The sequence below is a fragment of the Nonomuraea soli genome, from assembly GCF_013761175.1.
Lineage (GTDB): Bacteria > Actinomycetota > Actinomycetes > Streptosporangiales > Streptosporangiaceae > Nonomuraea > Nonomuraea soli.
Genome location: NZ_JACDUR010000001.1, coordinates 414,166 through 440,691, shown reverse-complemented (window position 1 = coordinate 440,691; position 26,526 = coordinate 414,166). Strand labels below are relative to the sequence as shown.

Genomic DNA, 26,526 nt, shown 5'->3' with positions numbered 1-26,526 from the left:
CGGCTCCAGCTCCTGCTCCTGCTCGGGCAGGCCGGACAGTCGATCATCGAGGTCAGCTCCGCAGCTCGCCGTCGGGCCCCGCCACGAGCAGCGTCTGGGCCCCCAGCTCGCGCACGACGGCCTCGTCGTCGGCGCTCGGGCCGTCGCCGCCGCTGACCAGCGCCGCCGCCTCGAGCGACTCGGCGCCGCTGGAGACCGCCATGGCCACCGCCACCTGCAGCGCCGACAGGCGCAGCGCAGCGAGCTCCACGTTGGTGGCGGAGTAGGTGCGGCCGGTCTCGTCGCGCACGGCCGCGCCCTGCGCGGAACCGTTGCGCGCGCGGGCGGCGCGGGCCAGGGTAATGATCTTGCTGTCTTCGGGATCCATGAGAGCCCAGATTACTTGAGGAACGAGCGCGCCAGCTGCTGGGTGCGCTTGGAATCCACCTTCGACAGCCCCGTGTGCACGATCGAGATGATCGTGTCGCCCGAACGCACCAGCATCAGGTTCAGCGCGTACGGATAGCCGTTGAGCCTGCCCCTGGCCTGCCTGGCCACCGCACCGTCGACGCCGTCGCCCAGCACGGGCAGCGGCAGGTCCCTCATCGGCAGCGACGTGCCGGAGCCGGAGGCCAGCGACGCGCAACCGTCGAGCGCCTTGCCCAGGTCGCGCATGTGCCAGTCGGCCTCGCCTCCCGTGTACGACGCCAGCCCGACCGCCGCCAGCTCGCCGAGCAGGTCGCCCTCGTAGGTGACCGCCGCCTGGGCCATGATCGCGCGCGGCGGCGCGTGCCCCGAGGTCGCCTGCAGGATGGCACGGCAGGCACGGCTCCCCGCCGCGAAGGGCGGCTTCCACGCCGGCTGGGCCTTGTCGGAGAAGCCGTCGGGCAGCGCCGGGCTTCGGTTGAGCATCTGACGCAGGCGCACGAGCTCCTGGTGCACCTCGCCGTCGGTGTACTGGCCGCCCCCGCTTGTACAACCCGCCAGAAGCAACGCAGCGCAGGCGAGTGTGCTCCAAAGTCCCCGATTCACGATCAACCATGTGCCCAGCTGCCGAAAGAGGCAATCCACCACACTCGCCAATAAACGCTTAAGGGTGCCCTCGCCAGGCGAGAGCACCCTTAGTCGTCGAGCAACTCTCGTTGCTCACCCCCCAGGATCGTCCTCGGGCCGCGAACCCCTCCCGGCCCTTGGACTCCCCCCCAGACGCCCACCGCACAGGGCGTCTGAGAAGAGAGTGGCCGACCCCCCTTGCAATCCGCTTGTAGAACGCTTGATGCCGATTAATCCTGCTGTGCGGAGGCTTCGACGGGTTCGTCGTCATCCTCGTGGACCGCTCGCCGTACCAGGACCGTGCTGATCCGGTTGCGGCGGCCCGCCAGGCTCTCAGCCGTCAGCCTGAGCCCCGCCACCTCCGCCTCGGAACCCGCGATCGGCACCCGGCCCAGGGCGTGCGCCAGCAGGCCGCCGACGGTCTCGACGTCGTCGACCTCGATCTCGGTGCCGAACAGCTCGGCCAGCTCGTAGATGGGCATGCGGGCGGTCACCCGCAACGCTCCGTCGGGCTGCTCCTCGACGCGCGGAGCCTCCTGGTCGTACTCGTCGGTGATCTCACCGACGATCTCCTCCAGGATGTCCTCGATCGTCACCAGGCCGGCCGTGCCGCCGTACTCGTCGATCACGATGGCCACGTGGATCTGGCGCGCCTGCATCTCGCGCAGGAGCTCGTCGATCGGCTTGCTCTCCGGCACGTAGCTGGCCGGACGCATGACGGAGTCGACCCGCTCGGCGCCCGCGCTCGACTCGTGCACCTGCCGGGTGATGTCCTTCAGGTACGCGATGCCGATGACGTCGTCCTCGTTCTCGCCCACCACGGGAACACGCGAGAAACCGCTGCGCAGCGCCAGCGACAAGGCCTGGTTCAGGCTCTTGCCGCGCTCGATGAAGACCATGTCGGTGCGCGGCACCATCACCTCGCGCACCAGCGTGTCACCCAGCTCGAACACCGAGTGGATCATCTCGCGCTCGTCGGGCTCGATCACCCGGCGCTCCTCGGCCAGGTCGACCAGGTCACGCAACTCGGCCTCGGAGGTGAACGGACCCTCCTTGAAGCCCTTGCCCGGCGTCACCGCGTTGCCCAGCAGGATGAGCAGCGTGGGCAGCGGGCCGAAGATCTTCGTCAGGACGTAGACCACCGGGGCGCTGGCCAGCGCGATCGGCTCGGCGTGCTGGCGGCCCAGAGTACGCGGCGAGACGCCGACGATCACATAGCTGACCACGACCATGACCGCCGCGGCCGTCACGTAGGCCCAGCCCTGGTCGCCCATGAGGTCGATGAAGAGGGAGGCGGCGATCACCGTCGCCACCAGCTCGCAGCTCAGCCGCAGGAGCAGGAGCAGGTTCAGGTAGCGCGGCGGATCGGTGACGATGGCCTGCAGGCGCTTGGCGCCCGGCCGGCCGTCACGGACGAACTCCTCCGCGCGCACGCGCGAGATCCGCGACAGCGCGGTCTCGGCACTCGCGATCAGGCCACCGCACACGACGAGCACGATGGCCAAGAGCAACCAGCCGTTCATCGGGCTCGCCACGACTCCAGCAGCTTGGCCTGCAGGCCGAACATCTCCTTGTGCTCCTCGGGCTCCGCGTGGTCGTAGCCGAGCAGGTGCAGGATGCCGTGCGTGCACAGCAGCTCAAGCTCGTCGCGGGTGCTGTGCCCGGCCTCCTTGGCCTGCTTCTCGGCCACCGTCGGGCAGAGCACCACGTCACCCAGCAGCGCCGGATCGGCCGGGCCCTCGCCATCGCCGCGGGCGCCGCCGCCCGGACGCAGCTCGTCCATCGGGAAGGAGAGCACGTCGGTGGGACCGGGCTCGCCCATCCACTTCTCGTGCAGCTCGGACATGACGTCCTCGTCGACCACGATGATCGACAACTCCGCGAGCGGATTGACGTCCATCTCGGCCAGCACGTGGGCGGCCAGGCCGACGAGGCGCTCCTCGTCGACCTCCACCCCGGACTCGTTGTTGATCTCGATGCTCATGAGCGCTCCCCCCGTGCGCCGCGCTGCCCGGTCGCGCCCCGGAGCGCGTGCCGTACGTGCCCGGTCACGACCGCTCCCCCGAGCGCGTGCCGTACCTGCTGCGGCCCTGCGGCCGGACCTGCTTGAACTCCTGCTGCTCGGCCTGGCGCTCGGCGTCGTAGCGGCCGTAGGCGTCGACGATGTCGCCGACGAGGCGGTGTCGCACGACGTCTTCGCTCGACAACCTCGCGAAGTGGATGTCGCGCACGTCGCTCAGGATGCGCTGCACGACGCGCAGCCCGCTCTCGGTGCCGCTGGGCAGGTCGACCTGCGTCACGTCACCGGTCACCACGATCTTGGAGCCGAAGCCCAGCCGGGTGAGGAACATCTTCATCTGCTCGGGCGAGGTGTTCTGCGCCTCGTCGAGAATGATGAAGGCGTCGTTCAGGGTACGGCCACGCATGTACGCCAGGGGCGCGACCTCGATCGTGCCCGCCGCCATGAGCTTGGGGATCGAGTCGGGGTCGAGCATGTCGTGCAGCGCGTCGTAGAGGGGACGCAGGTAGGGGTCGATCTTCTCGTAGAGGGTGCCGGGCAGGAAGCCCAGCCGCTCACCCGCCTCCACCGCGGGCCGGGTCAGGATGATCCGGTTGACCTTCTTGTCCTGCAGCGCGGAGACCGCCTTGGCCATGGCCAGGTAGGTCTTGCCGGTGCCGGCCGGGCCGATGCCGAAGACGATCGTGTGCTTGTCGATCGCGTCGACGTAGCGTTTCTGGTTGGCCGTCTTCGGCCGGATGGTCCGGCCGCGTGAGGACAGGATGTTGAGCGACAGCACCTCGGCGGGTCGCTCTGAGGCCATCTTGAGCATGGCGATGACGCGCTCGACGGCGTCGGCCGTCAGCTCACCGCCGCTGCGCAGCACCTCGACCAGCTCCTCGAAGAGGCGCACGACGGCGCCGCTCTCCTCGGGGGAGCCGGTGATGGTGATCTCGTTGCCCCGGACGTGGATGTCGGCGCGGAAGGCGCCCTCGATGACGCGGAGCAGCTCGTCCCGGGATCCCAGGAGGCTGACCATCGAGTATTCGTCCGGAATCAGCACCTTGGCCTGCGTGCGGGTCGGTGGCGCCGGTCTGCGGGATTCGTTTGGCTCGGACATGGGCAGGCCCGTCTGGCCTGTGCCTCCTCGGTCAGGTTCTTCTTCCCCCATCGTATCGAGGAGCTGGGGGAAGGTCGCGTGGGTTTCTAGCCGGGCGGCCAGGTCAGGCTTCGCCCGCCGAGAACATGCGCGTGCACGTGGAAGACCGTCTGACCGGCGTCGGCGCCGGTGTTGAAGACGATCCGGTAGCCGCCCTCGGAGACGCCCTCCTGCTCGGCCACCGCGTGCGCGGCCCTGAGCACGTCGTCGGCCAGGCCGTCGCCGGCGTCGGCCAGTTCGACGGCGTTGGCGACGTGCAGCTTCGGGATGACCAGCACGTGGGTCGGGGCCTGCGGGTTGATGTCACGGAAGGCCAGCGCCCGGTCGCTCTCGTAGACGACGGTCGCGGGGATCTCCTTGGCCACGATCTTGCAGAACAGACAGTCGCTCACGACAAGACCTTATCGCCGTTGCCAATCGGTAATCGCTTTCGATGATCCCCGCGGTTAGGGTGGGTGTGCGAGACTTTCACCCGAACTTTCACCGACAAATAAGACGATTCAGGGTCGGGCGAGGCCACCTGTCGAGGACACGACCGGGTCATGCACCCTAAGGAACCAGGAAAGCCGCTTGGACCAGATGAGCGTAAACCCTCTGGGAAGGCCGCGCGTCCCACTGATGTGACCACCGAAACCCTGCTGGCCGACAGGTCGTTGGGAGCGGTGCCCGTCGGTTGGGACGCCGACATGGCCGTGACCGCGCTCTACAGCGCACACTTTCGGTCATTAGTGCGTCTCGCTGTGTTGCTCGTGCGCGACATAGCGACCGCGGAGGAAGTCGTGCAGGACGCCTTCGTGGCCCTGCACGGGGCGTGGCGCCGCCTCCGTGACCCCGACAAGGCACTGGCCTACCTGCGACAATCCGTCGTCAACCGGTCCCGTTCCGTGCTGCGTCACCGCGCGGTCGTCGAGAAGTACGCACCCAAGGGCATGCCCGACGCGCCGAGCGCCGAGAACGGCGCCATCGGCGAGCTGGAGCGCTCAGCCGTCATCGAGGCCCTGCGTTCGCTGCCTGCCCGGCAGCGGGAGGCCCTGGTCCTGCGGTATTACGGGGACCTGTCAGAAGCTGAGATCGCCCATGCCATGGGCATCAGCAAGGGGGCGGTCAAGAGCCACACCGCACGTGGCATGGCAGCCCTGCGTTCCGTCCTGGAGAACCTCACATGAGCCACCTACGCCCCGACGAGCACGGCGACATTCTGCGCCGTGTACTCCGCGCGGAGGCGGATCAGGTGGTTCCGTCTCCCGAAGGTCTCGAGATCATCCGCGACCGCATCGCGCGGCGCGGTGTCAGGAACCTGTTCTGGTGGCGGGCCGGTGCGGCGGGAGCGAGCGCCGTGCTGGTGGCCGCCTCCGTCGTCATGATCGTCCCCGAGTGGCGGGAGAGCGTCGTCACCACCGTGGTGAACTGGACCGACGACGTCAAACCCACGCCCAGCTCGGAGTCCACCTCCAGGCCCAAGCGCTCCGAGCGCACGCAGTCGGAGCAGAACCCGCCTCCGGTCAACTCCGTGGCCACGCCCGAGGTCGTCGCGCCCACGCAGCCCGTCAAGGCGCCGCAGACGGCCGGTTCGACCACCAAGCCGTCGCCTCCCTCGGCCAGCCCGACGCCGACGTGCCCGACGCAGGAGCAGGACGCGGCCGACGACTGCCCCGAGGAGAGTCCGACCCCCACGCCCAGCGAGACCGTCGAGCCCGAGGCTACGTGCCCGGTCGAGGAGTGCCCTCCCGAGGAGCCGCCCCTGACGCCGGAGCCGAGTGAGTTCTACAGCCCCCTGGTGCAGCCGAGCGGCTGACGTCAGGGGGTCTACCAGCGTCCGGTGCGCGCGAGCAGCACGGACGCCGCCGCCACCCCCGCCGTCGAGGTCCTGAGCACCGTCGTGCCGAGAAGAGCGGGTACGGCCCCGGCCTGGCCGGTGAAGGCCGCCAGTTCCTCACCCGCGACGCCGCCCTCGGGCCCGACCACGAGCACGATGTCGCCCTCCGCGGGCAACTCCACCGAGGCCAGCCGCATGTCGGCCTCCTCGTGCAGCACCACGGCCAGCGCGGCCTTCCGCAGCAGCTGCACGACCTGGACCGTCGAGGCCTGCTCCGTCACCTCGGGAAGGTGGAAGCGCCGCGCCTGCTTGCCCGCCTCCCGCGCCGTGGCCCGCCACTTGCCCAGCGCCTTGGCCGCCCGCTCGCCCTTCCACTGGGTGATGCTCCTGGCCGCCGCCCAGGGCACGATGACGTCGACGCCGACCTCGGTCATCATCTCCACGGCCAGTTCGCCGCGGTCGCCCTTCGGCAGGCCCTGGACGACCACCAGGCGGGGGCCGGGCGGTGGCGTGTCGTAGGTCTTCAGCACGTCGAGCAGGAGGGAGTCCTTGCGTTCTTCGGCGACGACGCACTCGGCCACCGCGCCCGCGCCGTCGGTGAGGTCGACCCTCTCTCCCGCGCGCAGGCGCCGTACGGTCGCCGCGTGGCGGCCTTCCGGGCCGCCGAGGAGGATCTCGCTCTTACCGAACTCGGCCCGGTCGGCCAGGAAGACTGGAACGCTCACCGGGTCATCGTCCCATGGGAGGGGCCGGTGGCCCGCGTGAGGCGTCAGCGTCTCGTAGGGGGTCGGCGGCCCGCGTGAGGCGTCAGCGTCTCGTGGGGGATCGGCGGCCCGCGTGAGGCGTCAGCGGCCGTTGAACGCGTCGCGCAGGCGCGAGAAGAAGCCCTGCTGCCCCGGCGCGAACTTGCCGGGGGGCCGCTCCTCGCCGCGCAGCTTGGCCAGCTCCCGCAGGAGTTCCTCCTGCGCCGGCTCCAGCCGCATGGGGGTCTCCACGTTCACGTGGATGAGCAGGTCGCCGCGGCCCGACTCCGACAGCCGCTGCACGCCTCGGCCGTACATGGTGATCACCTGTCCGGACTGCGTGCCGGGCCGTACGTCGACCTCCTCGGGGCCGTCGAGGGTCTCGATGGTGAGCGAGGTGCCGAGCGCGGCCGCGGTCATCGGGATCTGCACGGTGCAGTGCAGGTCGTCGCCGCGCCGTTCGAAGATCTCGTGGGGCCGCTCGACGATCTCGAGGAACAGGTCGCCGGGAGGTCCGCCGCCGGGACCGATCTCGCCCTCGCCGGCGAGCTGGATGTGGGTGCCGTCCTCGACGCCCGCGGGGATGCGGACCTTGATCGTACGGCGGGTGCGGACACGGCCGTCGCCGGCGCACTCCTGGCACGGGTGGCGGATGATGCTGCCGAATCCGGAGCACTGGGGGCACGGCCGCGAGGTCATGACCTGGCCCAGGAAGGAGCGGGTGACCTGCTGGATCTCGCCGCGCCCGTTGCACATGTCGCAGGTGTCGGGGTGGGTGCCGGGGGCGGTGCCCGCGCCGGAGCACACCTCGCACAGCACGGCGGTGTCGACGTGGAGCTCGCGGGTGGTGCCGAACGCCGACTCCTTCAGGTCGAGCTCGACCCGGATGGTGGCGTTGCGTCCGCGCCTGGCGCGCGAGCGGGGGCCGCGCGAGCCGCCGCCGGTGCCGAAGAAGGCGTCCATGATGTCGCTGAACGGGAAGCCGGCACCGAAGCCGCCCGCTCCCGCCGAGGCGCCCTGGAAGGGGTCGGCGCCCAGGTCGTACATCTGGCGCTTGTTCGGGTCGGACAGGACCTCGTAGGCCTGGGTGATCTCCTTGAACCGCTCCTGGGTCGTGGGGTCCGGGTTCACGTCAGGGTGCAGCTCACGGGCAAGACGGCGGTAGGCCTTCTTGATCTCGTCCTGACTGGCGTCACGCCGTACCCCGAGGGTGGCGTAGTAGTCGCTGTTTGCCACTTATCGACCTCTTATGAAGCAGCCAGGATCTGGCTGACGTAGCGAGCCACGGCGCGCACGGCGCCCATCGTGACGGGATAGTCCATGCGGGTGGGGCCGAGAACGCCCAGCCGGGCGAGCTGCCTGTCGCCTGAACCATAGCCGGTAGCCACGATGGATGTGCCGCGGAGGCCGCTGTAGGGGTTTTCGGATCCGATGCGCACGGTCAGCGCCGCGGGCGTGTCGGGCGATGTCTCGCCGAGCAGCCGCATGAGCACGACCTGTTCTTCGAGAGCCTCCAGCACGTCGCGCAGCCCGCTGCTGAAGTCGGCGCCCGCCAGGTTGGCCGCACCGGCGAAGACGATCTTCTCGTCGTGCCGTTCGACCAGGGTCTCCAGGAGGACGGAGAGGATGGTGGCCGCCATGGGCCGGTCTTCGGCCGGGACCCGCTCGGGCAGGTCGGCCACCAGCTCGGGGACGCTGCTGAGGCCGCATCCGTCGAGACAGGCGTTGAGCACGGCGCGCAGGTGCGCGATCCGCGCGTCGTCGGCGACCTCGTGCAGCTCGATGACACGCTGCTCGACCCGCCCGGTGTTGGTGATGAGCACCAGCATGACCCGGCGCTCGCTCAACGGCACCAGCTCGACGTGGCGGACCGTCGAGCGGGTCAGGGTCGGGTACTGCACCACGGCGACCTGCCTGGTCAGCTGCGCGAGCAGCCGCACGGTGCGGGTGACCACATCGTCGAGGTCGACCGCGCCCACCAGGAAGGTCTCGATCGCCCGCCGCTCGGCCGACGACAGCGGCTTGACCTGCGAGAGCCGGTCGACGAAGAGCCGGTAGCCCTTGTCGGTCGGCACACGCCCGGCGCTGGTGTGGGGCTGGGCGATGTAGCCCTGCTCCTCCAGCACCGCCATGTCGTTGCGGATCGTGGCCGGGGAGACGTTGAGATTGTGACGCTCGGCCAGCGCCTTGGAGCCCACCGGTTCGTTGGTGGACACGTAATCTTCGACTATGGCGCGGAGCACTGCGAGCTTCCTGTCGTCGAGCACGTGCTCACCTCCTGTGTTGCTCTTCGGAAAACGTCAGATCTGGCACTCTGTGTTCCCGAGTGCCAAGTGTACGGCTCTCGCCTGCAAGGTGCGATAACCCGAGGTGGCGGGCGGCCTGCGGGGAGGTCAGACTGCTGACTATGACAGCCGACTCCCCGACCCCGCCCGACGATCCGACCAGGCGCGTGTCCAGGGACGATCTGCCCCCTGCTCCCCCGCCCTGGCAGCAACCCGGCCCGTATTCCCCGCCGCCTCAGGGGCTGCCCCAGTATCAACAGCAGCCGCCCTCCTACCCCTACCAGCCGGCCCAGTACGGCCCGCCGCGGCAGTGGGCGCCGCAACCGCCGCCTCCCGCGCCCAGGGTCCGCCCGTCGCTGTGGTGGGTGGGCGGCGCGTGGGCGATCGCCGTGGTGTGCGTGGCCGTCGGCGTCGGCGTCTTCTTCTCCGGCGTGGTCGGCGGCATCACCAGCGCGGCGCCGAGCCGTACCTTCGTCGCCGGTGAGACCGCCACCGTGCGCCTCGACCCGGCGCAGGAAGCCGTGCTGTATTACAGCGGGCCCAACACCGACTACTCCTGCAAGAGCCTCGGCGCGGCCAGGCTGGAGCGGGCCGGCGGCTCCCAGACCATCACGCTCAACGGGCTGACCTGGGAGCGGCTGGCCACGATCACCGTGCCGTCGGCGGGCGACTACCAGTTCCTGTGCACCACGGGGCAGGAGCAGGGCGCCTCGCGGTTCGGCATCGGCGCACCGCTGACGGGTGTCGTGTCCGGGACCGGCATGATGCTGATCCTGTGCGGCGCGGGCCTGGCCGTCGGCCTCGCCACGACGATCTTGGTGGTCGTACGGCGGCGCGCGGCGCGCAGGCGTTTGCTACCGTCCCGGATGTGAGTCGCTACGACGGAGACGTGCTCGCGGGAAACTGGCGCAGGCCTATGAAGGGCAAGATCCCCCAGGTTCCCGCCGAGCTCGACCTGGTGGTGGAAGACGCCGACAGCGGGTTCTGCGGCGCGATCGTGGCCTGCGACAAGGAGGCCGTCACCCTCGAGGACCGCTTCGGCAAACGCCGGCTCTTCCCTCTGGCGCCCGCGGCCTTCCTGTTGGAGGGCAAGACGGTGACGCTGGTCCGCCCCGCCGCGCAAGCCCAGAAGGGCACGCTGCGCAGCGCGTCCGGGTCCATCGCCGTGGAGGGGCTGCGGGCGCGGGTCGCGCGCGAGAGCCGCATCTACGTCGAAGGCGTGCACGACGCGGCGCTGGTCGAGAAGATCTGGGGCCACGACCTGCGCGTCGAAGGCGTGGTGGTCGAGTACCTGGAGGGTGTCGACGACCTGCCCGCCATCGTCGAGGAGTTCGAGCCCGGCCCCGGACGGCGGCTCGGGGTGCTCGTCGACCACCTGGTGGCGGGCTCGAAGGAGAGCCGCATCGCCGCGCAGGTCACCTCGCCGCACGTGCTGGTGGTCGGGCATCCGTTCGTCGACATCTGGCAGGCGGTCAAACCCTCGGTGCTGCGCATCCCCGCCTGGCCCGTGGTGCCGCGCGGGGTGCCGTGGAAGGAAGGCGTCATCGCCGCGCTGGGCTGGCGCATGGAGCCGGCCGACGCGTGGAGGCGCATCCTCGGGAGCGTGTCGACGTTCGCGGACCTCGAACCCGAACTGCTGGGGCGGGTGGAGGAGCTCATCGACTTCGTGACTAATCCCGGTGAGTCCGACTAGCCTCGTTTCATGAGTCAGCCCTCGGACGACGACGCCACCCGGCGCATCCCGAACTCCGATCCTCAGCCCGAGCAGGGCTACCCGCCGCCCCCGCCCGGCTCGGGCCCGCAGCAGGGGTACGGCTACGGCCAGCCGCCTTCGGCCCCGCCCGGCTACCAGCAGCCGGGTTACCCGTCGGGTCACCAGCAACCGCAGCCGGGCTACCAGCAGCCCGGATACGGGTACGGCCAGCCGCCGTCGATGCCCGCCGGATACCAGCAGCCCGGCTATCAGCAGCCCGGGTATCAGCAACCCGGCTACCAGCAGGGTTACCAGCAGCCTGGGTACCCCCAGGGCTACCAGCAGCCGGGCCACTACGCCGCGCAGCCGCACGTTCCCGGCCGCTACGGTCCGCGTCCCGGCACCGACGACACCTCGATGGCGATGCTGGCGCACCTCCTGGGCATCTTCACCGGCTTCATCGGCCCGCTGATCATCTACTTCATCAAGAAGGACCAGTCGCCCTACGTGCGCGACCAGTCGGCCGAGGCGCTCAACTTCCAGATCACGTTCTTCATCGCCTACATGATCAGCTGGGTGCTGATGTTCGTGCTGATCGGCTTCGTGCTGATCGTCGTGGTCTGGATCGGTGCGCTGATCTTCGAGATCATGGCGGCGATGGCGGCGAACCGGGGCGAGAACTACCGCTACCCGTTCGCGATCCGGATGGTCAGCTGACCGGGCGGTAGGCCGTCCTCTCCACGGACGGCCTGCGCCAGGATGTCAGGCCAGGTCGCGGATGAGGGCGTCGGCCAGGAGGCGGCCGCGCAGCGTGAGCACCATGCGCCCCCGCTTGAACGCCTCCGTCTCCAGCAGCCCGTCACCCAGCGCGCTCGCGACAGCCGTACGGACCGAGGGCTTGACGTCGGCCAGCGGGTATCCGGTGTCGAGGCGCAGCTCCAGCATGAGCCGCTCCACCTCACGGTCGTCGCCCGACAGTTCCTCGCGGGCGTGGGCGGGCGAGGAGCCCTCGGCCAGCCGCCTGGCGTAGGCGGCGGGGTGCTTGACGTTCCACCAGCGGGTGCCGCCGACGTGGCTGTGCGCGCCGGGGCCGACGCCCCACCAGTCGCCGCCCGTCCAGTAGAGCAGGTTGTGCGCGCACCGCGCCTCCTGCGAGGTCGCCCAGTTGGACACCTCGTACCAGGTGAACCCGGCCTGGCTCAGCAGCTCGTCGGCCATCAGGTAGCGGTCGGCCGCCGCGTCGTCGTCGGGCATCGGCAGCTCGCCGCGCTTGATGCGGGCCGCCAGCCGCGTGCCCTCCTCGACGATCAGGGCGTAGGCCGAGACGTGGTCGGGCCCGGCGGCGATGGCCGCCTCCAGCGAGGCCCGCCAGTCGTCGTCGGACTCGCCGGGCGTGCTGTAGATGAGGTCGAGGTTGACGTGCTCGAACCCGGCCTCGTGGGCCTCCCGTACGGCTTGCGCGGCGCGTCCGGGGGTGTGGTGGCGGTCGAGCACCTTCAGCACGTGCTCCCGCGCGCTCTGCATGCCGAAGCTGACCCGGTTGAAGCCGCGGCTCCTGAGCGTCTCGAGATAGGCGGGGTCGACCGACTCGGGATTGGCCTCCGTGGTCACCTCGGCGCCCGGCGCGATGCCGAACTCGGCGTCGATCGCGGCCAGGATCCTGCCCAGGTCGTCGGCGGGCAGCAGGGTGGGGGTGCCGCCGCCGAAGAAGATCGTGCTCACGGGCAGATCCGCCTCGCCCAGCACCCTGCGCGCCAGCCGTACCTCCTCGACGGCGGTGTCGGCGTAGTCGCGCTGCGAGGCGCCCGGCCCGAGCTCGGAGGCGGTGTAGGTGTTGAAGTCGCAGTAGCCGCAGCGGGTCACGCAGAACGGCACGTGGACGTAGAAGCCGAACGGGCGCTCGCCCAGGACGGCAAGCGCGCTCTCGGACAATTCGCCCGAAGCGGGGACCGGATCGCCGTCGGGAAGGGTGGAAGGCACGCCTTCCAGTGTGCCGCCTGCCATTGACTGCGAGATCCGCCCGTCCTACTATCCGGGCAACTTATAGGAAAGTTTCCTATAAGTTCAGCCCCCCGGAGTCGCCCTGTGAAGAAGGTCGTTCTCGCCCTCTCCTCCCTCTTACTCGGCATGTCGATGCTGGCCGTGCCGGCTGAGGCCCATTCCGACTTCAAACGTGTCGCCTACTTCATCCAGTGGGGAATCTACGGCCGCAACTTCCACGTCAAGGACATGGAGGCCAGCGGAGCGGCCAGGAAGCTCACGCACATCAACTACGCGTTCGGATTCGTCAACGCCAACGCCGAGTGCTACTCGGCCGACGCGTGGGCCGACTGGCAGCGCCCCGTGCCCGCCGAGCAGAGCGTGGACGGCGTGGCCGACGAGCCCGGCCAGGCGCTCAACGGCAACATGAACCAGTTGCGCAAGCTGAAGGCCAAGCACCCCAACCTGAAGGTGCTCATCTCCCTGGGCGGCTGGACCGGCTCCGCGCACTTCTCCGACGCCGTGCTCACCCCCGAGTCGCGCACCAAGCTCGCCAAGTCGTGCATCGACCTGTGGCTGCGCGGCAACCTGCCCGGCCTGCCCGAGGGCGCCGGCGCAGGCGTCTTCGACGGCATCGACCTCGACTGGGAGTGGCCCGGCTACCCCGGCAACGCCGGCAACGTGATCAGGCCCGAGGACAAGCAGAACTTCACCGCGTTCGTCACCGAACTGCGCAGCCAGCTCGACGCCTACAAGCGCGGCCAGCTCCTCACCGCCTTCCTGCCCGCCGCCGAGCGCGTCATCGACGCCGGCTTCGAGGTGCGCAAGCTCTTCAAGCTGTTCGACTACGCCACCGTCCAGGGCTACGACCTGCACGGGCCATGGGACAAGATCACCGGGCACCACGCCAACCTCTTCAACGACCGGCGCGACCCCAACGACATCCGCGAGAGCCTGCACTCCACCATCGGCTACTACCTGCAGCGCGGCGCCCCGATCCGCAAGCTCGTCGCGGGCGTGCCCGCGTACGGCAAGGGCTGGACCGGCGTCCCGCCGGGACCGCGCGGCGACGGCGTCTACCAGCCCGCCACGGGCGCGGCGCCCGGCAAGTGGGAGGCGGGGTCGGAGGACTACAAGGACCTGCTGACCAAGCCCGGCAAGAGGTACCGCGACCTGCGGACCGGAGCGGTGTGGCTGTACGACGGCACGCAGTTCTGGTCCTACGACGACCCCACGACCGTCACCGAGAAGGCGCTGTACATCAGGGCCAGGGGGCTCGGCGGGTCGATGATGTGGTCGGTCGACCAGGACGACGCCAACGCCTCGCTCACCAGCGCCCTCTACCGGGTGCTGCGCTAGCGGCGACCTGCCGGGGGACCTGGTAGTCGCAGGAGGACCGGTGGCCGCGCACGGGCCTGCCCCCGCGCGCGGCCACCGCACTCTGAGCCGCCACGGCACCGCATGCCCGGCCAGTGGCGGCACGCCTGCTCTCCACCGGCGCGCACGCCCGCTCTGCCTCAGCACGCTCCGAATCGCGGGCGGGTTCAGGAGGTGCCGAGCACCCGCTTGGCCACCGCGTCCCACACCGGCGCGTGCCCGTCGAAGGCCAGGATGCGGCGCATCAGCTCCACGTCACCGTGATACGCGCGGAACGACTCGACCACCGTGACGCTGTCGTCGGGCCGGTGGACCAGCTCCACATCGTCACCCACCCCCAGCTCACCCGTCTCGATCACGCTCAAGTACGCCCCGGGACGCTCGGCGGCGGTGAAGTGCTTGACCCACCCCGGCTCGCCGAGCCAGTTGCGGAACACCACGCACGGCACCCGCGGCGACGACACCTCCAGCAGCGCGCTCCCCACGCGCCACCGCTCCCCCAGCTTCGCCCCGCCGAGATCGACGCCCCTGGTGGTCAGGTTCTCACCGAACTGGCCGTCACGCAGCTCACGCCCGAGCTCGCCCGCCCACCAGTCGTAGTCTTCCCGGGCATAGGAGTACACCGCCTGGCTGGGCCGGCCGTGAGCCGCCAGGTCGCCGCGCTCGTCGCCGGCCAGGCCGTTGGGCCGCACCTCGACTCGCCCGGAGACGGCGCGCTTGTCGATCGCCGTCCGCTTCACCTTCCCGGCCCACTCCGCGTCGACCGCGGTGCCGACATTGACCGAAATAACGCGCATGCCAGGAACGCTAGCCCATGTCGCGCCGTCTCTCGGTCTCAGGACCGGCCAGCTGTAACACCGACTCGAGGGCCTCGCGCCGCGCCTGCTCGGGCGAGGCGCCCGCGCGCGCGAAGCACTCGGTCGCCACCTCCAGCACGACGCGCAGCACCGCCGAATCGGGGAAGGGCACGTTGACCAGCACCGTGCCGTCGGCCGAGACCTCCGCGGGCCGCAGATGCGACCGCAGGATCCGCCTGGTCTCCTCGGCCATCGCCACGCCCAGGATGGCCGCCCGCTCGAACCGCTCCGCGGCGACACTCATGGAACACCACTCCCATCTCGCACATCCGTTCGAGAAGCAGAGTAGGCAACGGCACCGACAGAATTCAGCGGTAGAGCTCCATCGGACCGCCGAGATGGAGGATCGACATGTGCAACCGCAGGCCGGCCCCCTCGGCCACCCTGCGCGAGGCCAGGTTGCCGGGGCGGATCAGCGCCACCACGGGCGGGCCGTCGCCCTCGCCACCGGCGATGGCCGCCCGCGCCGCCTCCAGCGCGTACCCCTGACCCCAGGCGGAGGGGCGGAAGCGGTAGTAGAGGTTGCGGACGACCTCACCGTCCAGCTCGGTCTGGCGCAGGCCCGCGACGCCGATCACCCGCGGGGCGTCGAGCAGGCGCACCATCCGGTAGCCCACGCCGTGCTCGCGCCAGTCGGCCAGCCACCCGGCGAGCATCTGCCTGGTGGTGGCCAGGTCGGGGCTGGGGCCGGCGGGATTGAAGCGGTTGGTCTCGGGGTCGGCGTGGATCTCGTGGACGTCGGCCAGGTCGGTGATGGATGGCCTGTCCAGCGACAACCTCGCGGTCCGGAGGGTCATGGCGGCGAGTGTAGAGGCCCCGGCCGCGAGCGACCGTGGGGCCAGCGGCAGTGGCGGCTGACCACCAGCGGCGCGCGGCGGGAGCGGGCGATGGCAGCGGTGAGCCGTTCGCCGCCCGCCGGAACTGTCGGTGGGCCTGGCTAGGGTGCCGCCCATGATGGAAAACGTGCAAGGTCCCGTCCTCCGCCCCGGTGACAACGGCTACGACGGTGAGCGAAGCGGCTTCCAGACGTCCCATCGCCACCACCCCGACCTCGTCGTCGTCGCCGCCGACGCGGCCGACGTCCGGGCGGCCGTCGCCCATGCCGCCGCCCATGATCTGCCCGTGGCGGTCCAGGCGGCGGGTCATGGGCTGACCGTCGCCGCCGAGGAGGGCGTGCTGATCACCACGGGCCGCCTCGACGAGGTGACCATCGACCCTGATCGCCGTACGGCGCGCATCGGTGCGGGCGTGCGGTGGCGGCAGGTGATCGAGGCGGCCGCGCCGTACGGCCTGGCCCCGGTCTCGGGGAGCTTCCCCGACCTGGGCGCGGTGCCGTACACCCTGGGCGGCGGCCTGGGCCTGATGTCGCGAACGTACGGCTACGCGGCCGATCATGTCACCCGCATCGAGGCGGTGCTGGCCGACGGCGCCCCGGTGGTGCTCACTCCTGGCGACGAGTTGTTCGCCGCGATGCTGGGCACGCGCGGCGCGTTCGGCGTGGTGACGGCGCTGGAGTTCGCCCTGGTCCCGGTCGAGCAGCTCTACGGAGGCGGGCTGCTCTTCCCGGCGAGCGAGGAGCTCATCGAGGCGTACCTGGCGTGGACGACCACGTTGCCCGACACGCTGACGTCGAGCCTGGCGCTCATCCCGACGCCCGACCGGCGGCTCGCGGCGGTCCGTGTGGCCTTCGCGGGCGAGGCGGCCGAGGGTGAGCGGCTTGTCGCGCCGCTGCGTCAGGCGGGCGAGGTGCTCGACGACAGCCTGCGCGTCATGCCCTACACCGAGTCGGGCTCCATCGCCCAGGAGCCGTCCGACCCGCACGGCTACGCGGGCGGCGGCGTCTTCCTGGCCGATCTGCCCGCCGCGGCGATCGCCGACTCGCCCCATGTCGTGCAGGTTCGTCACCTCGGCGGCGCGCTGGCCAAGCCGGCGGCCAACATGATGGGCCATCGCGACGCCGCCTACCTCCTGCAGATCGTCGCGGCCGGCGCCTGGGAGGTGCCGGAGGGGCTGCGGCCGCTGGGCAGGTTCCTCAACTTCCAGTACGGCCCGGCCACAGCGGACGAGGTGCGCAGCGCCTTCGACCCGGCCGATTTCGAGCGCCTCGTGCGGCTGAAGGCGACCCACGATCCGGCGCACTGTTTCCGCTTCACCACCGCGATCCCGTCCATCTAGGACCGGTCGTGTGTGCATTCGTCCCTGGACGGCAGGCGTCTCGAGGCATACAGCGGAGGCATGACTCGAGACGCCATGCAACACATCAACGAGCAGGACCAGGCCACTCTCCGGCGGTTCGTCGACCGCCTGGAGGCCAGGGGCCGTGATCCCCGCTTCACCGCCTTCCGCGACTCCTACCTGGCCGAGCTCCCGCCCGAGGGCGAGGTGCTGGAGGTCGGCTGCGGCACCGGCGTGGTCGCCCGCGCGCTGGCGCGCGTCCCCGGCTACACGGTCACGGGGGTCGACCAGAGCCCGGTGCTTCTGGAGGCCGCCCGCGGGTTCGCGGCGGCCGAGGGGCTGAAGGTCGACTTCCGGCGGGGAGATGCGCATGCCCTGGACTTCCCGTCGGCGAGCTTCGACGTGCTCGTCGCGCACACGCTGATCAGCCACGTCGCCGACCCCGCGCGGGTGCTGCGCGAGGCGCGGCGCGTGGTGCGGCCCGGCGGGGTGGTGGCGGTCTTCGACGGCGACTACGCCTCGCTGACCTTCGCCTGCGCCGATCACACGCTCGGACGGGCGATGGAGGAGGCGCTGCTGGCCGTGGTGGTCAGCCAGCCTCGTGTCATGCGCGACCTGCCGGAGCTGCTGCGCGCGTGCGGTCTGGAGCTGGTGGAGGTGCAGGGGCACCTGCTGACCGAGGTGGGGGGCGGTGGGTTCTTCCTGGGGCTGGCCGAGACGTTCTCGCCGCTGACGGTGCGGGAGGGGCTGATCTCCGACGACGAGCAGGCGGTGTGGCTGGCCGGGCTGAAGCGGGCGGGGCAGCGGGGGACGTTCTTCGCGGCCTGCGCGTATTACGGCTACGTCGCCAGGGCCGCGTAAGCCTTGCCCCGGCCGGCGAATCGGCCCGTGTTCCGCAAGCGAAGGTGGGGCCGCGCAGACGGCACGCGGGTCGAGCGGACAGCACGCGGGTCGAGCAGACTGCATGCGGGTTGCGCAGACTGCATGCGGGTCGCGCAGACGGCACGCGGGTCGCGCACGAGGTGCGAGGGCCTACTTCGGGTGGGCAGGACGGTCGAGGCCGAGGAGGCTGGGCAGGTCGGCGACGCCGGGCAGCAGGTGGGTGTGGCGGGTGCGGCCGAGGGCGACGGCGTCGAGGCCGCCGGTGAGCACGCCGACCACGTATCCGGCTCCGGCGTTCGTCCCGGCCTCCAGGTCGCGTGTGGTGTCCCCGGCGACGAGCACGCGCTCGGTGCTCCGTACACCGGTGAGCTCCATGGCGCGGAAGATCATGTACGGCGCGGGCCGTCCGGCCGCCACGTCGTCCACGCACACCATGGCGTCGAGCACGCCCTCGTCCCAGCCCAGGTGCTTCAGGAGGCCGGAGGTGACGTCGCGGTCGAAGCCCGTGGTCAGGGCCACCTTGACGCCCGCCTCCCGCAGCCTGGCCAGCGCCTCGGGGACGCCGGGGAGAGGGGCGGGCGGCCGCTCCCGGTAGAGGTGGTCGAGGCGGGCGCGAAAGTCGGCGAAGGTGGCCTCGACGAGGGAGGCGTCGGCGGCCGAGCGACCCACGCCCCCGACGAGGGAGGCATCGGTTTCCGGCAGGGCGAGCAGGGCGGCGATCGCCTCCCGCTTGTCGGCTCCCATCCACCGCTGGATGTCCCCCGCCCCAGGCTGCCCGCCCGCGGCCCTGACGGCCTGTTCCAGCGCCACGTACACGGCCCCGTGTTCCTCCACGGTGGTGCCAGCGATGTCCAGCACGGCGAGGTCGATCATGATGTGCTCTCCTGGATGTCCAGCGGGCTGCGCGCCAGCGCGGGGCGCCCGGCCTGCTGGGAGTTCTCGATGATGAAGGTGACCAGGTCCGGCCGGTAGCGGTCGTCCGAGCGTTCCATCGGCCGCCCCGAGGCGGTGGCGGTGATGCGCTGCTCGCGCAGCAGCGGCGCTCCCTGGGCGATGCCGAGCAGCGCCGCGTCGGCGGCGTCGGCGGCGACGGCGTCGATGACGTGCCTGGCCACGCTGAGGTCGACGCCCCGGCCGCTGAGGAAGGCGAAGATCGACCCCGAGTCGCATTCGTGGTCGAACAACATCCTGCCCACCTCCCAGACGAAGGTGGTGCGTTCGATCATGGTGGGGGTGCCGTCGAGCAGCCGCAGGCGAAGCAGCTGGACGACGGGTTCGCCCTCTTCGAGCTCGAGGGCGTCGGCGACCTCGGCGCCGGCGGGTCGCCGGGCGATCTCGAGGGTGCGCTGGCCGGGGATCCTGCCGAGCCCTTCGGCCCAGCTGGAGAAGCTCAGGAACGTCTCGAAGGGTTGCGCGACGGCCCGGCTGCGGACGGTGGGGGGTTTGCCCCGGCCGCCGCCGATGAGCCCTTCCGCTCGCAGCGCCGCCAGTGCCTGGCGGACGGGTCCGCGCGAGGCGCCCCACTGTTCGCCCAGCTGGGATTCGGAGGGCACGAGGGAGCCGACGGCGAGCTCGCCGTTGGCGATGTGGCGGCGCAGGTCGGAGGCGATGCGTTCGTGCATGGGCCGGTCCATGTCAGTTGACAATACAGGTGAACCTCCACGGAAACGCAAGCAGACCAGGGCAAGGTGAACGCAGGGTGACATCTCCGAACATATGTTGACGATGCTCGCCGCTCCGCGCCACCGTACTTGTCATGACAAGTTCTCCCCAGCCCGATGTCGTGATCGTGGGCGCCGGGATCGTGGGCCTGGCCCATGCCGTCGAGGCCGTACGCCGCGGCCTGTCGGTCGTGGTGGTCGAGCGCGACGAACGTGCCGTCGGCGCATCGGTCCGCAACTTCGGCCACGCCTGCGTCACCGCGATGTCCGGCCCGGCGCTCGACTACGCGCTCAAGGCCCGCGAGACCTGGCTCGACCTGGCCAAGAAGGCCGGGTTGTGGCTGCGCGAGTCGGGGGCGGTCGTGGTGGCCAGGGCCGACGACGAGTACGCCGTGCTGGAGGAGTTCCGCCAGGCGCGCGGTGACCAGGTGGTCCTGCTCGACCGCCAGGACCTGCGGGTTCCGGTCGCCGGAGCCGTCGGCGGCGCCTGGTTCCCGCTGGACCTGCGGGTCGACCCTCGCCAGGCGGTCCAGGCGGTCGCCGCCTGGCTGGCGGACCAGGGGGTGCGCTTCCACTGGTCCACCACGGTGCACACGATCGAGCCCGGCCTGCTGGGCACCTCGCGCGGGGTGATCAGGGCGGGCAGGATCGTGGTCGCGGTCGGCCACGACGTGGACCGCCACTTCCCCGGCCTGGCCGAGCGCCTGGGGCTGCGGCGCTGTGTGCTGCACATGCTACGCGTGCGCGATCCGCACGGCCGCACGATCGAGCCGGCCGTGCTCAGCGGCTTCTCGATGCTGAGGTACGCCGGGTTCGACGGCTGCTCGACACTGCCCGCCGTACGGGCCAGGCTCGGGGCCGAGCACCCCGAACTCGTCGCGGCCGGGCTCAACCTCATGCTCACCCAGCGCCCCGACGGCGACCTGACCATCGGCGACACCCACGCCTACGCGGTCACCCACGACCCCTTCCAGCCGGAGGAGCTGGACACGCTCGTCCTGGAGCAGACCGCGCGGCTGCTCGGCAGCGGTCCGCCGGCCGTACGCGAACGCTGGCTGGGGGTCTACGCCTCGGGACGCGAGCCGTTCCTCACCGAGTTCCCCCTGCCAGGGGTGGCTGTCGTCGCCGTGACCTCCGGCGTCGGCATGACCACCTCCTTCGGCCTCGCTCCGCACGTCCTCGACACCCTTCTCGCCTGAAAGGCCCCCGATGCGCCCCCGACTCCTGGCCCTGGCCGCCGCCGCGGCCCTCGCCCTGACCGCCTGCGGCACCGACGCCACCCCCACCCAGGCCGCCGCCACCTGCCCCAACGGCAAGATCCGCTTCGGCATCGAGCCGTACGAGGACCCGGCCAAGCTCAAGCCCGCCTACCAGGTGCTGGCCGACGCGCTGAGCAAGCAGCTGAACTGCCCGGTCGAGCTGACCGTCGTCGAGGACTACTCGGCGGAGGTCCTGGCCATGCGCAACGGCCAGCTGGAGCTGGCCCAGTTCGGCCCGCTCGGCTTCGTGTTCGCCAGCGAGAAGGCCGGCGCCCAGCCGCTCGCCTCGTTCGCCGACGCCAAGGGCGCGCTCACGACCTACACCGCGGGCATCTGGGTGCCCGCGGACTCCCCGATCAAGGCCATCGGCGATCTCAAGGGCAGGTCGCTGGCGTTGTCGAGCCCCGGTTCGACCTCGGGTGACGCCCTGCCGCGCTTCGCGCTCAAGCAGGCCGGGCTGGCCGAGTCCGACCTCAAGCTCGACTACGCGGGCGGCCACCCCGAGGCGCTGCTGGCCCTGGCCAACGGCAAGGTCGAGGCCGCCGAGATCAACAGCCAGCAGCTGGCGACCGCGGCGGCGGAGGGCAGCTTCGACCCGGCCGCCTTCCGGCAGATCTGGACCTCCGACCCCATCCCGAACGACCCGATCACCGTCTCGGGCAAGGCCTCCCCCGCCTTCCGGGAGGCCGTCTCCCAGGCGCTGCTGCGGCTCAAGCCCGAGGACGTCGCCAAGGTCGGCGCCTTCCTCGACGTCGACCCGCCCGGACCGCTCGTCGCGGTCACCAAGGAGACCTACCAGCCGCTGTTCGACCTGGCCGCCACGCTGGGCCTGACGGAGAAGGACGTATGAGCCTGCGGATCAGGGGGCTGCGCAAGGCGTACGGCGGGCGGACCGTTCTCGACGGGTTCGACCTGGACGTGGCCCCCGGGGAGTTCGTGGTCCTGCTCGGCGCCAACGGTTCGGGCAAGTCCACGGCGCTGCGCTGCGTCGTCGGCCTGGAGCAGGCCGACGGCGGCACGATCGAGACCGGCTCACGCGCCGCGATGGTCTTCCAGCAGATCCATCTGGTGCCGCGCCGTACCGTGATCGACAACGTGAGCGCCGGGGCGCTCGGGCGGCTGCCGCTGCGCCGGTCGCTGCATCCCCTGCTCTTCCCGCGCGAGCTGCGCGAGGAGGCCATGGCCTGCCTGGACCGGGTGGGCCTGGCCGGCCGGGCCGCCGATCGGGCGGGCAGGCTGTCGGGCGGCCAGCAGCAGCGGGTCGCCATCGCCCGCGCGTTGTGCCAGCGCGCCTCGGTGCTGCTGGCCGACGAGCCGGTGTCGGCGCTGGACCCGTCGGCGGCCGAGCAGGTGGTGGCGCTCCTGGCCGACCTGGCCAGGACGGGTGGCCTGGCCGTCGCGGCGGTGCTGCACCAGCCGGGCCTGGCCGTACGGCACGCGGACCGCGTCGTGGGCCTGCGTGCCGGCCGGGTCACGCTGGACGAGCGCGCCGCCGGGCTGAATCCCGCGGACCTCGACTTCCTGTACGGCGAGCAAGGGGCGGCCGCATGACGCTCACCCCGCCCAGGCGGCGCCCCGTCACCCTGGTCACCGCCACCGTCACCGTGGCGCTGGTCGCCGTGCACGTGCTGGCCTGGGAGGCGACGGAGTTCTCCCCCGCCGCCCTGGTCCAGGGCTGGGCGGGCATGGCCGACTTCCTGGGTCAGGCGCTGCCGCCCGACCTGTCGGGCGAGGTGCTCGGCGCGGCGGTGGAGGCGGCCCTGGTCACCCTCTACATCGGCCTGCTCGGCACCACCCTGTCCGTGCCGTCCGCGCTGGTGCTGGCCGTCCTGGCCGCCCGCACCACGACCTCGGGCGGCTGGGTCTACCAGGCGGCGCGGACCGTGTTGTCGTTCCTGCGTGCCGTGCCGGACGTGGTGTTCGCCCTGGTCTTCGTGACCGCGGTGGGGCTGGGCCCGTTCGCGGGGGTGCTGGCGCTGATCTTCCACAACACCGGTGTCATGGGCAAGCTCTGGGCCGAGGCCATGGAGGAGATCGACCTGGGCCCGCGCGACGCGCTGCGCACCAACGGCGCCTCACGCGTGCAGGTGGCGGCGCACGCGGTGCTGCCCGCGGCCCTGCCGCAGTGTCTGGGCCTGCTGCTCTACCGCCTCGACGTCAACGTGCGCTCGTCGCTGGTGCTCGGCCTGGTCGGCGCGGGCGGCATCGGCTTCCTCGTCAACCAGTCGATCAAGCTGTTCAGGTTCGACGAGATGGTCACCCACCTGCTGGTGGTGCTGGTGCTGGTGGTCGCCGTGGACCAGCTGTCGGCGCTGGTCCGGCGGCGTATCGGCGCGTGAGGGACTACTTCTTGGCGGCCTTGTCGGCGGAGGATTCGGTCGACAGCGCCGCGACGAAGGCCTCCTGGGGCACCTCCACGCGCCCGACCATCTTCATGCGCTTCTTGCCTTCCTTCTGCTTCTCCAGCAGCTTGCGCTTACGGGTGATGTCGCCGCCGTAGCACTTGGCCAGAACGTCCTTGCGGATGGCCCGGATGTTCTCGCGCGCGATGACCCGGGCGCCGATGGCGGCCTGGATCGGCACTTCGTACTGCTGCCGGGGAATGAGGTCCTTGAGCTTCTTGGCCATGTCGACGCCGTAGGTGTAGGCCTTGTCCTTGTGGACGATGGCCGAGAAGGCGTCGACGGCCTCGCCCTGGAGCAGGATGTCGACCTTGACCAGCTCGGACGCCTGCTCTCCCGCGGGCTCGTAGTCGAGCGAGGCGTAGCCCCTGGTGCGCGACTTGAGCTGGTCGAAGAAGTCGAAGATGATCTCGCCGAGCGGCAGGGTGTAGCGGATCTCGACCCGGTCCTCCGACAGGTAGTCCATGCCCTGCAGCTGGCCGCGGCGGCCCTGGCAGATCTCCATGATCGCGCCGATGAACTCGGCGGGCGCCAGGATGGTGGACTTGGTGACCGGCTCGTAGACCTCGGCGATCTTGCCGCCGGTGGGGAACTCGGAGGGGTTGGTGACGGTCAGCTCCTTGCCGTCCTCCATGACGACCCGGTAGACGACGTTGGGCGCCGTGGAGATCAGCGACAGGCCGAACTCGCGCTCGAGCCGCTCGCGCACGATCTCCATGTGGAGCAGGCCGAGGAAGCCGACGCGGAAGCCGAAGCCGAGCGCGGCAGAGGTCTCGGGCTCGTAGACCAGCGCGGCGTCGTTGAGCTGGAGCTTGTCGAGCGCCTCGCGCAGCTCGGGGTACTCGTCGCCGTCGATCGGGTAGAGGCCGGAGAAGACCATCGGCTTGGGGTGCTCGTAGCCGGCCAGGGGCTCCTGGGCGCCGCGGACCGCGGTGGTGACGGTGTCACCCACCCGCGACTGGCGCACGTCCTTCACGCCGGTGATGAGGTAGCCGACCTCGCCGACGCCGAGGCCCTGGTCGGAGATCTTCGGCTCGGGCGAGATGACGCCGATCTCGAGCGTCTCGTGCTGGGCCTGGGTCGACATCATGAGGATGCGCTCGCGCTTGCCGAGATGGCCGTCCATGACCCGGACGTAGGTGACGACGCCGCGGTAGGTGTCGTAGACCGAGTCGAAGATCAGCGCGCGGGCGGCGGCGTCGGCGTCGCCGACGGGCGCCGGCACGGTCTGGACGACGTGGTCGAGCAGCTCGGGCACGCCCACTCCGGTCTTGCCCGAGACCTTCAGCACCTCGGAGGGGTCGCAGCCGATGAGGCCGGCGATCTCCTCGGCGAACTTCTCGGGCTGGGCGGCCGGCAGGTCGATCTTGTTGAGCACCGGGATGATGTGCAGATCGTTGTTCATGGCCAGGTACAGGTTGGCCAGGGTCTGCGCCTCGATGCCCTGCGCGGCGTCGACCAGCAGGATCGCGCCCTCGCACGCCTGCAGCGAGCGCGAGACCTCGTAGGTGAAGTCGACGTGGCCCGGCGTGTCGATCATGTTGAGGACGTGGCCGTCCCACGGCAGGCGCACGGCCTGCGACTTGATGGTGATGCCGCGCTCACGCTCGATGTCCATCCTGTCGAGGTACTGCGCGCGCATGGAGCGGTCGTCGACCACACCGGTGATCTGCAGCATCCGGTCGGCAAGGGTCGACTTGCCGTGGTCGATGTGCGCGATGATGCAGAAGTTGCGAATCAACGCGGGGTCAGTCTGGCCAGGCTGAATGCGCACCGGGGTCCGTTTCGACAGGGTTGAGCTCAACGTCAAATCCATGGTGACATGTCCGGATGGTTTCCCGGACCGTCGTCCGCCGCGGCCTGCGCCTTGTCGCGCTCGCCGCCGCGCTCGTGGTGTTGCTGGCCGGGCTGGTCGCCGGCACTCACCACGTCAAGTTTACCGGCGCCCCGGAGGACTGGGCGAAGAGCACCGGCAACGACGCTCTGTGGCTGGGCCATATGTGGGTGGATGGCCGGAAATCCGAGGCGGACGTCGACGATCTGGCCGTACGGCTGAGCCGTACCGGAATCAAGGACCTCTACGTCCACACGGGCCCGTTCAACCCCGACGGCACACTGGATCTGGAGCCGCAGACCCAGGTCTTCACGACCGCGGCGAGGAGGCATGGCCTGAGGGTCTCCGCGTGGCTGGGCCAGGCGGTGGACGGCATCCTCGACCTGGACGACCCGGCCACCAGGACGAACATCCTCACCGGCGTCCAGCGCACGATGGCCCTGGGATTCGACGGCATCCACTACAACTTCGAGCCGATCGGCGACGGCGACGCCGAGTTCCTGGACCTGCTGGAGCGCACGCGTGCGCACACGAAGCTGCTGTCCACCTCGACGCCGCAGATCGAGCCGTATCCCGGCATGCGTCTGGCCGCCCGGGTCACGATAAGTCATGACAAGTATTGGTCGCCCGGCTACTTCTCCGAGGTCGTCGAGCGTGTCGACCAGGTGGCGATCATGACCTACGACTCCTTCATGCCGGCCGAGTCCCTCTACGGCGGCCATGTCGTCCGGCAGGCGGAACGTGCCCTGGACCTGGTCCCGCAGGACAAGCTCCTGCTCATCGGCGCTCCCGCCTACCATGATCACGCCTTCGCCTGGTCCGACGCCTCCGAGAGTGTGGCGACCGCCGCGAGGGCGGCCAGGCTCGCGCTGAGCGCCCATGGCAGGCGCGATCGCTACGGTCTGGCCCTCTATGTGGATTTCGCGGCCACCGAACAGGACTGGCACGAGTACACTGAACAGTGGTTCCGGCCGGCTCTCCAGGTTTGGTAACCTGAACAACTGCGTGTGGCGCGCCCTCTCTCGTGAGCCCGCGCGTCCCATCCAACACTCAGACTTTCACCGAGGCTTCTTCGTGGCGAACATCAAGTCCCAGATCAAGCGCAACAAGCAGAACGAGAAGGCTCGCCTGCGCAACAAGGCCGTCAAGTCTTCGCTGAAGACTGCCGTCCGCAAGTTCCGCGAGGCCGCCGAGTCCGGCGACGTCGAGGCCACCGTGGCCGCGCAGCGCGCCGCCGCCCGCCAGCTCGACAAGGCTGCCAGCAAGGGCGTCATCCACAAGAACCAGGCCGCCAACCGCAAGTCGGCGATCGCCAAGCAGGCCGCCGCTCTGGCCGCCGCCAAGTAGAGCACCACGCCGAACGCCGCGCCCT

30 protein-coding genes are annotated in these 26,526 nt (G+C 70.6%); 14 read left to right on the top strand and 16 right to left on the bottom strand.

Annotated elements, in window-relative coordinates; translation table 11 throughout:
- Positions 1-52: 52 nt before the first annotated feature.
- The 6 genes from HNR30_RS02075 to HNR30_RS02050 form a co-directional block, all read right to left on the bottom strand.
- The gene (locus HNR30_RS02075; RefSeq protein WP_181607909.1) at positions 53-367 is read right to left on the bottom strand and encodes a cytidine deaminase; all 315 of its coding nucleotides are present in this window, start codon (positions 365-367) and stop codon (positions 53-55) included.
- A gap of 11 nt (positions 368-378) precedes the next feature.
- On the bottom strand, positions 379-1,011 hold the full coding sequence (locus HNR30_RS02070) for a hypothetical protein (protein WP_181607908.1): 633 nt from the start codon (positions 1,009-1,011) through the stop codon (positions 379-381).
- A gap of 251 nt (positions 1,012-1,262) precedes the next feature.
- Positions 1,263-2,555: a hemolysin family protein gene (locus HNR30_RS02065; protein ID WP_181608902.1), complete on the bottom strand. Its 1,293-nt coding sequence runs from the start codon at positions 2,553-2,555 to the stop codon at positions 1,263-1,265.
- Positions 2,552-3,016, bottom strand: a complete 465-nt coding sequence (gene ybeY / locus HNR30_RS02060) for an rRNA maturation RNase YbeY (protein WP_181607907.1) — start codon at positions 3,014-3,016, stop codon at positions 2,552-2,554. Before ybeY ends, HNR30_RS02065 begins: the two co-directional genes overlap by 4 nt.
- A gap of 64 nt (positions 3,017-3,080) precedes the next feature.
- A complete protein-coding gene (locus HNR30_RS02055) occupies positions 3,081-4,151 on the bottom strand; it encodes a PhoH family protein (RefSeq protein ID WP_181607906.1) in 1,071 nt (356 codons plus the stop codon).
- 86 nt (positions 4,152-4,237) lie between these two features.
- Positions 4,238-4,582, bottom strand: coding sequence for a histidine triad nucleotide-binding protein (locus HNR30_RS02050; protein WP_181607905.1), 345 nt, complete (start codon positions 4,580-4,582; stop codon positions 4,238-4,240).
- A 294-nt stretch (positions 4,583-4,876) separates the two neighbouring features.
- Between HNR30_RS02050 and HNR30_RS02045 the strand changes: the two genes are divergently transcribed.
- Positions 4,877-5,356 carry a SigE family RNA polymerase sigma factor gene (locus HNR30_RS02045; protein ID WP_181608901.1) on the top strand — a complete coding sequence of 160 codons (480 nt, stop codon included), beginning with the start codon at positions 4,877-4,879 and terminating at the stop codon, positions 5,354-5,356.
- Entirely contained in the window at positions 5,353-5,985 is a 633-nt protein-coding gene (locus HNR30_RS02040; RefSeq protein ID WP_181607904.1) for a hypothetical protein, read from the top strand. Before HNR30_RS02045 ends, HNR30_RS02040 begins: the two co-directional genes overlap by 4 nt.
- An 11-nt stretch (positions 5,986-5,996) precedes the next feature.
- Here the strand turns inward: HNR30_RS02040 and HNR30_RS02035 are convergent, their stop codons facing one another.
- From HNR30_RS02035 to hrcA, 3 genes are all read right to left on the bottom strand, one after another.
- Positions 5,997-6,731, bottom strand: coding sequence for a 16S rRNA (uracil(1498)-N(3))-methyltransferase (locus tag HNR30_RS02035; RefSeq protein WP_181607903.1), 735 nt, complete (start codon positions 6,729-6,731; stop codon positions 5,997-5,999).
- A gap of 120 nt (positions 6,732-6,851) precedes the next feature.
- Positions 6,852-7,985: a molecular chaperone DnaJ gene (dnaJ, locus tag HNR30_RS02030; protein ID WP_181607902.1), complete on the bottom strand. Its 1,134-nt coding sequence runs from the start codon at positions 7,983-7,985 to the stop codon at positions 6,852-6,854.
- 11 nt (positions 7,986-7,996) lie between these two features.
- On the bottom strand, positions 7,997-9,016 hold the full coding sequence (gene hrcA, locus HNR30_RS02025) for a heat-inducible transcriptional repressor HrcA (RefSeq protein WP_181607901.1): 1,020 nt from the start codon (positions 9,014-9,016) through the stop codon (positions 7,997-7,999).
- Positions 9,017-9,156: 140 nt separating this feature from the next.
- Here hrcA and HNR30_RS02020 point away from each other — a divergent pair, with 140 nt between their 5' ends.
- The 3 genes from HNR30_RS02020 to HNR30_RS48995 are packed head-to-tail and all read left to right on the top strand — an operon-like array spanning position 9,157 to position 11,444.
- Positions 9,157-9,906 (top strand): hypothetical protein, encoded by a 750-nt coding sequence (locus HNR30_RS02020; RefSeq protein ID WP_181607900.1) that lies wholly within the window; start codon positions 9,157-9,159, stop codon positions 9,904-9,906.
- 44 nt (positions 9,907-9,950) lie between these two features.
- Entirely contained in the window at positions 9,951-10,727 is a 777-nt protein-coding gene (locus HNR30_RS02015) for a DUF3097 domain-containing protein (protein WP_181608900.1), read from the top strand.
- A gap of 9 nt (positions 10,728-10,736) precedes the next feature.
- Complete coding sequence (locus HNR30_RS48995; protein WP_181607899.1) at positions 10,737-11,444, top strand: DUF4870 domain-containing protein; 708 nt, start codon at positions 10,737-10,739, stop codon at positions 11,442-11,444.
- A gap of 45 nt (positions 11,445-11,489) precedes the next feature.
- Here the strand turns inward: HNR30_RS48995 and hemW are convergent, their stop codons facing one another.
- Positions 11,490-12,707, bottom strand: coding sequence for a radical SAM family heme chaperone HemW (gene hemW, locus HNR30_RS02005; RefSeq protein ID WP_181607898.1), 1,218 nt, complete (start codon positions 12,705-12,707; stop codon positions 11,490-11,492).
- Positions 12,708-12,812: 105 nt separating this feature from the next.
- Here hemW and HNR30_RS02000 point away from each other — a divergent pair, with 105 nt between their 5' ends.
- Positions 12,813-14,066: a glycoside hydrolase family 18 protein gene (locus tag HNR30_RS02000; RefSeq protein ID WP_312894187.1), complete on the top strand. Its 1,254-nt coding sequence runs from the start codon at positions 12,813-12,815 to the stop codon at positions 14,064-14,066.
- A gap of 185 nt (positions 14,067-14,251) precedes the next feature.
- Here HNR30_RS02000 and HNR30_RS01995 read toward each other — a convergent pair whose 3' ends face one another.
- From HNR30_RS01995 to HNR30_RS01985, 3 genes are all read right to left on the bottom strand, one after another.
- Positions 14,252-14,881, bottom strand: a complete 630-nt coding sequence (locus HNR30_RS01995; RefSeq protein WP_181607897.1) for an MOSC domain-containing protein — start codon at positions 14,879-14,881, stop codon at positions 14,252-14,254.
- Between the two features lie 10 nt (positions 14,882-14,891).
- Positions 14,892-15,185 carry a hypothetical protein gene (locus tag HNR30_RS01990; protein WP_181607896.1) on the bottom strand — a complete coding sequence of 98 codons (294 nt, stop codon included), beginning with the start codon at positions 15,183-15,185 and terminating at the stop codon, positions 14,892-14,894.
- A gap of 64 nt (positions 15,186-15,249) precedes the next feature.
- On the bottom strand, positions 15,250-15,738 hold the full coding sequence (locus tag HNR30_RS01985) for a GNAT family N-acetyltransferase (protein ID WP_181607895.1): 489 nt from the start codon (positions 15,736-15,738) through the stop codon (positions 15,250-15,252).
- A 154-nt stretch (positions 15,739-15,892) separates the two neighbouring features.
- Between HNR30_RS01985 and HNR30_RS01980 the strand changes: the two genes are divergently transcribed.
- Positions 15,893-17,116 carry an FAD-binding oxidoreductase gene (locus tag HNR30_RS01980; protein ID WP_181607894.1) on the top strand — a complete coding sequence of 408 codons (1,224 nt, stop codon included), beginning with the start codon at positions 15,893-15,895 and terminating at the stop codon, positions 17,114-17,116.
- Positions 17,117-17,176: 60 nt separating this feature from the next.
- Positions 17,177-17,977: a methyltransferase domain-containing protein gene (locus HNR30_RS01975; RefSeq protein ID WP_181607892.1), complete on the top strand. Its 801-nt coding sequence runs from the start codon at positions 17,177-17,179 to the stop codon at positions 17,975-17,977.
- Positions 17,978-18,148: 171 nt separating this feature from the next.
- On the opposite strand, the gene HNR30_RS01970 is transcribed toward HNR30_RS01975, so the two are convergent.
- Positions 18,149-18,871 carry a phosphonatase-like hydrolase gene (locus tag HNR30_RS01970; protein ID WP_181607890.1) on the bottom strand — a complete coding sequence of 241 codons (723 nt, stop codon included), beginning with the start codon at positions 18,869-18,871 and terminating at the stop codon, positions 18,149-18,151.
- Positions 18,868-19,620, bottom strand: coding sequence for a GntR family transcriptional regulator (locus HNR30_RS01965; RefSeq protein WP_220133138.1), 753 nt, complete (start codon positions 19,618-19,620; stop codon positions 18,868-18,870). Before HNR30_RS01965 ends, HNR30_RS01970 begins: the two co-directional genes overlap by 4 nt.
- A gap of 134 nt (positions 19,621-19,754) precedes the next feature.
- Between HNR30_RS01965 and HNR30_RS01960 the strand changes: the two genes are divergently transcribed.
- The 4 genes from HNR30_RS01960 to phnE are packed head-to-tail and all read left to right on the top strand — an operon-like array spanning position 19,755 to position 23,257.
- Positions 19,755-20,858 (top strand): TIGR03364 family FAD-dependent oxidoreductase, encoded by a 1,104-nt coding sequence (locus HNR30_RS01960; RefSeq protein ID WP_181607878.1) that lies wholly within the window; start codon positions 19,755-19,757, stop codon positions 20,856-20,858.
- A 10-nt stretch (positions 20,859-20,868) separates the two neighbouring features.
- Positions 20,869-21,768 carry a phosphate/phosphite/phosphonate ABC transporter substrate-binding protein gene (locus HNR30_RS01955; protein WP_181607875.1) on the top strand — a complete coding sequence of 300 codons (900 nt, stop codon included), beginning with the start codon at positions 20,869-20,871 and terminating at the stop codon, positions 21,766-21,768.
- Positions 21,765-22,469, top strand: a complete 705-nt coding sequence (locus HNR30_RS01950) for a phosphonate ABC transporter ATP-binding protein (protein ID WP_181607873.1) — start codon at positions 21,765-21,767, stop codon at positions 22,467-22,469. The genes HNR30_RS01955 and HNR30_RS01950 overlap by 4 nt, the downstream gene beginning before the upstream one ends.
- Entirely contained in the window at positions 22,466-23,257 is a 792-nt protein-coding gene (gene phnE / locus HNR30_RS01945) for a phosphonate ABC transporter, permease protein PhnE (protein WP_181607866.1), read from the top strand. Before HNR30_RS01950 ends, phnE begins: the two co-directional genes overlap by 4 nt.
- Before the next feature lie 4 nt (positions 23,258-23,261).
- Here phnE and lepA read toward each other — a convergent pair whose 3' ends face one another.
- Positions 23,262-25,136, bottom strand: a complete 1,875-nt coding sequence (lepA, locus tag HNR30_RS01940) for a translation elongation factor 4 (RefSeq protein ID WP_220133137.1) — start codon at positions 25,134-25,136, stop codon at positions 23,262-23,264.
- A 14-nt stretch (positions 25,137-25,150) separates the two neighbouring features.
- Between lepA and HNR30_RS01935 the strand changes: the two genes are divergently transcribed.
- Complete coding sequence (locus HNR30_RS01935) at positions 25,151-26,146, top strand: glycoside hydrolase family 18 protein (protein ID WP_181607853.1); 996 nt, start codon at positions 25,151-25,153, stop codon at positions 26,144-26,146.
- Between the two features lie 82 nt (positions 26,147-26,228).
- The gene (gene rpsT, locus HNR30_RS47200) at positions 26,229-26,501 is read left to right on the top strand and encodes a 30S ribosomal protein S20 (RefSeq protein WP_181607849.1); all 273 of its coding nucleotides are present in this window, start codon (positions 26,229-26,231) and stop codon (positions 26,499-26,501) included.
- The last annotated feature ends 25 nt before the right edge of the window (positions 26,502-26,526 follow it).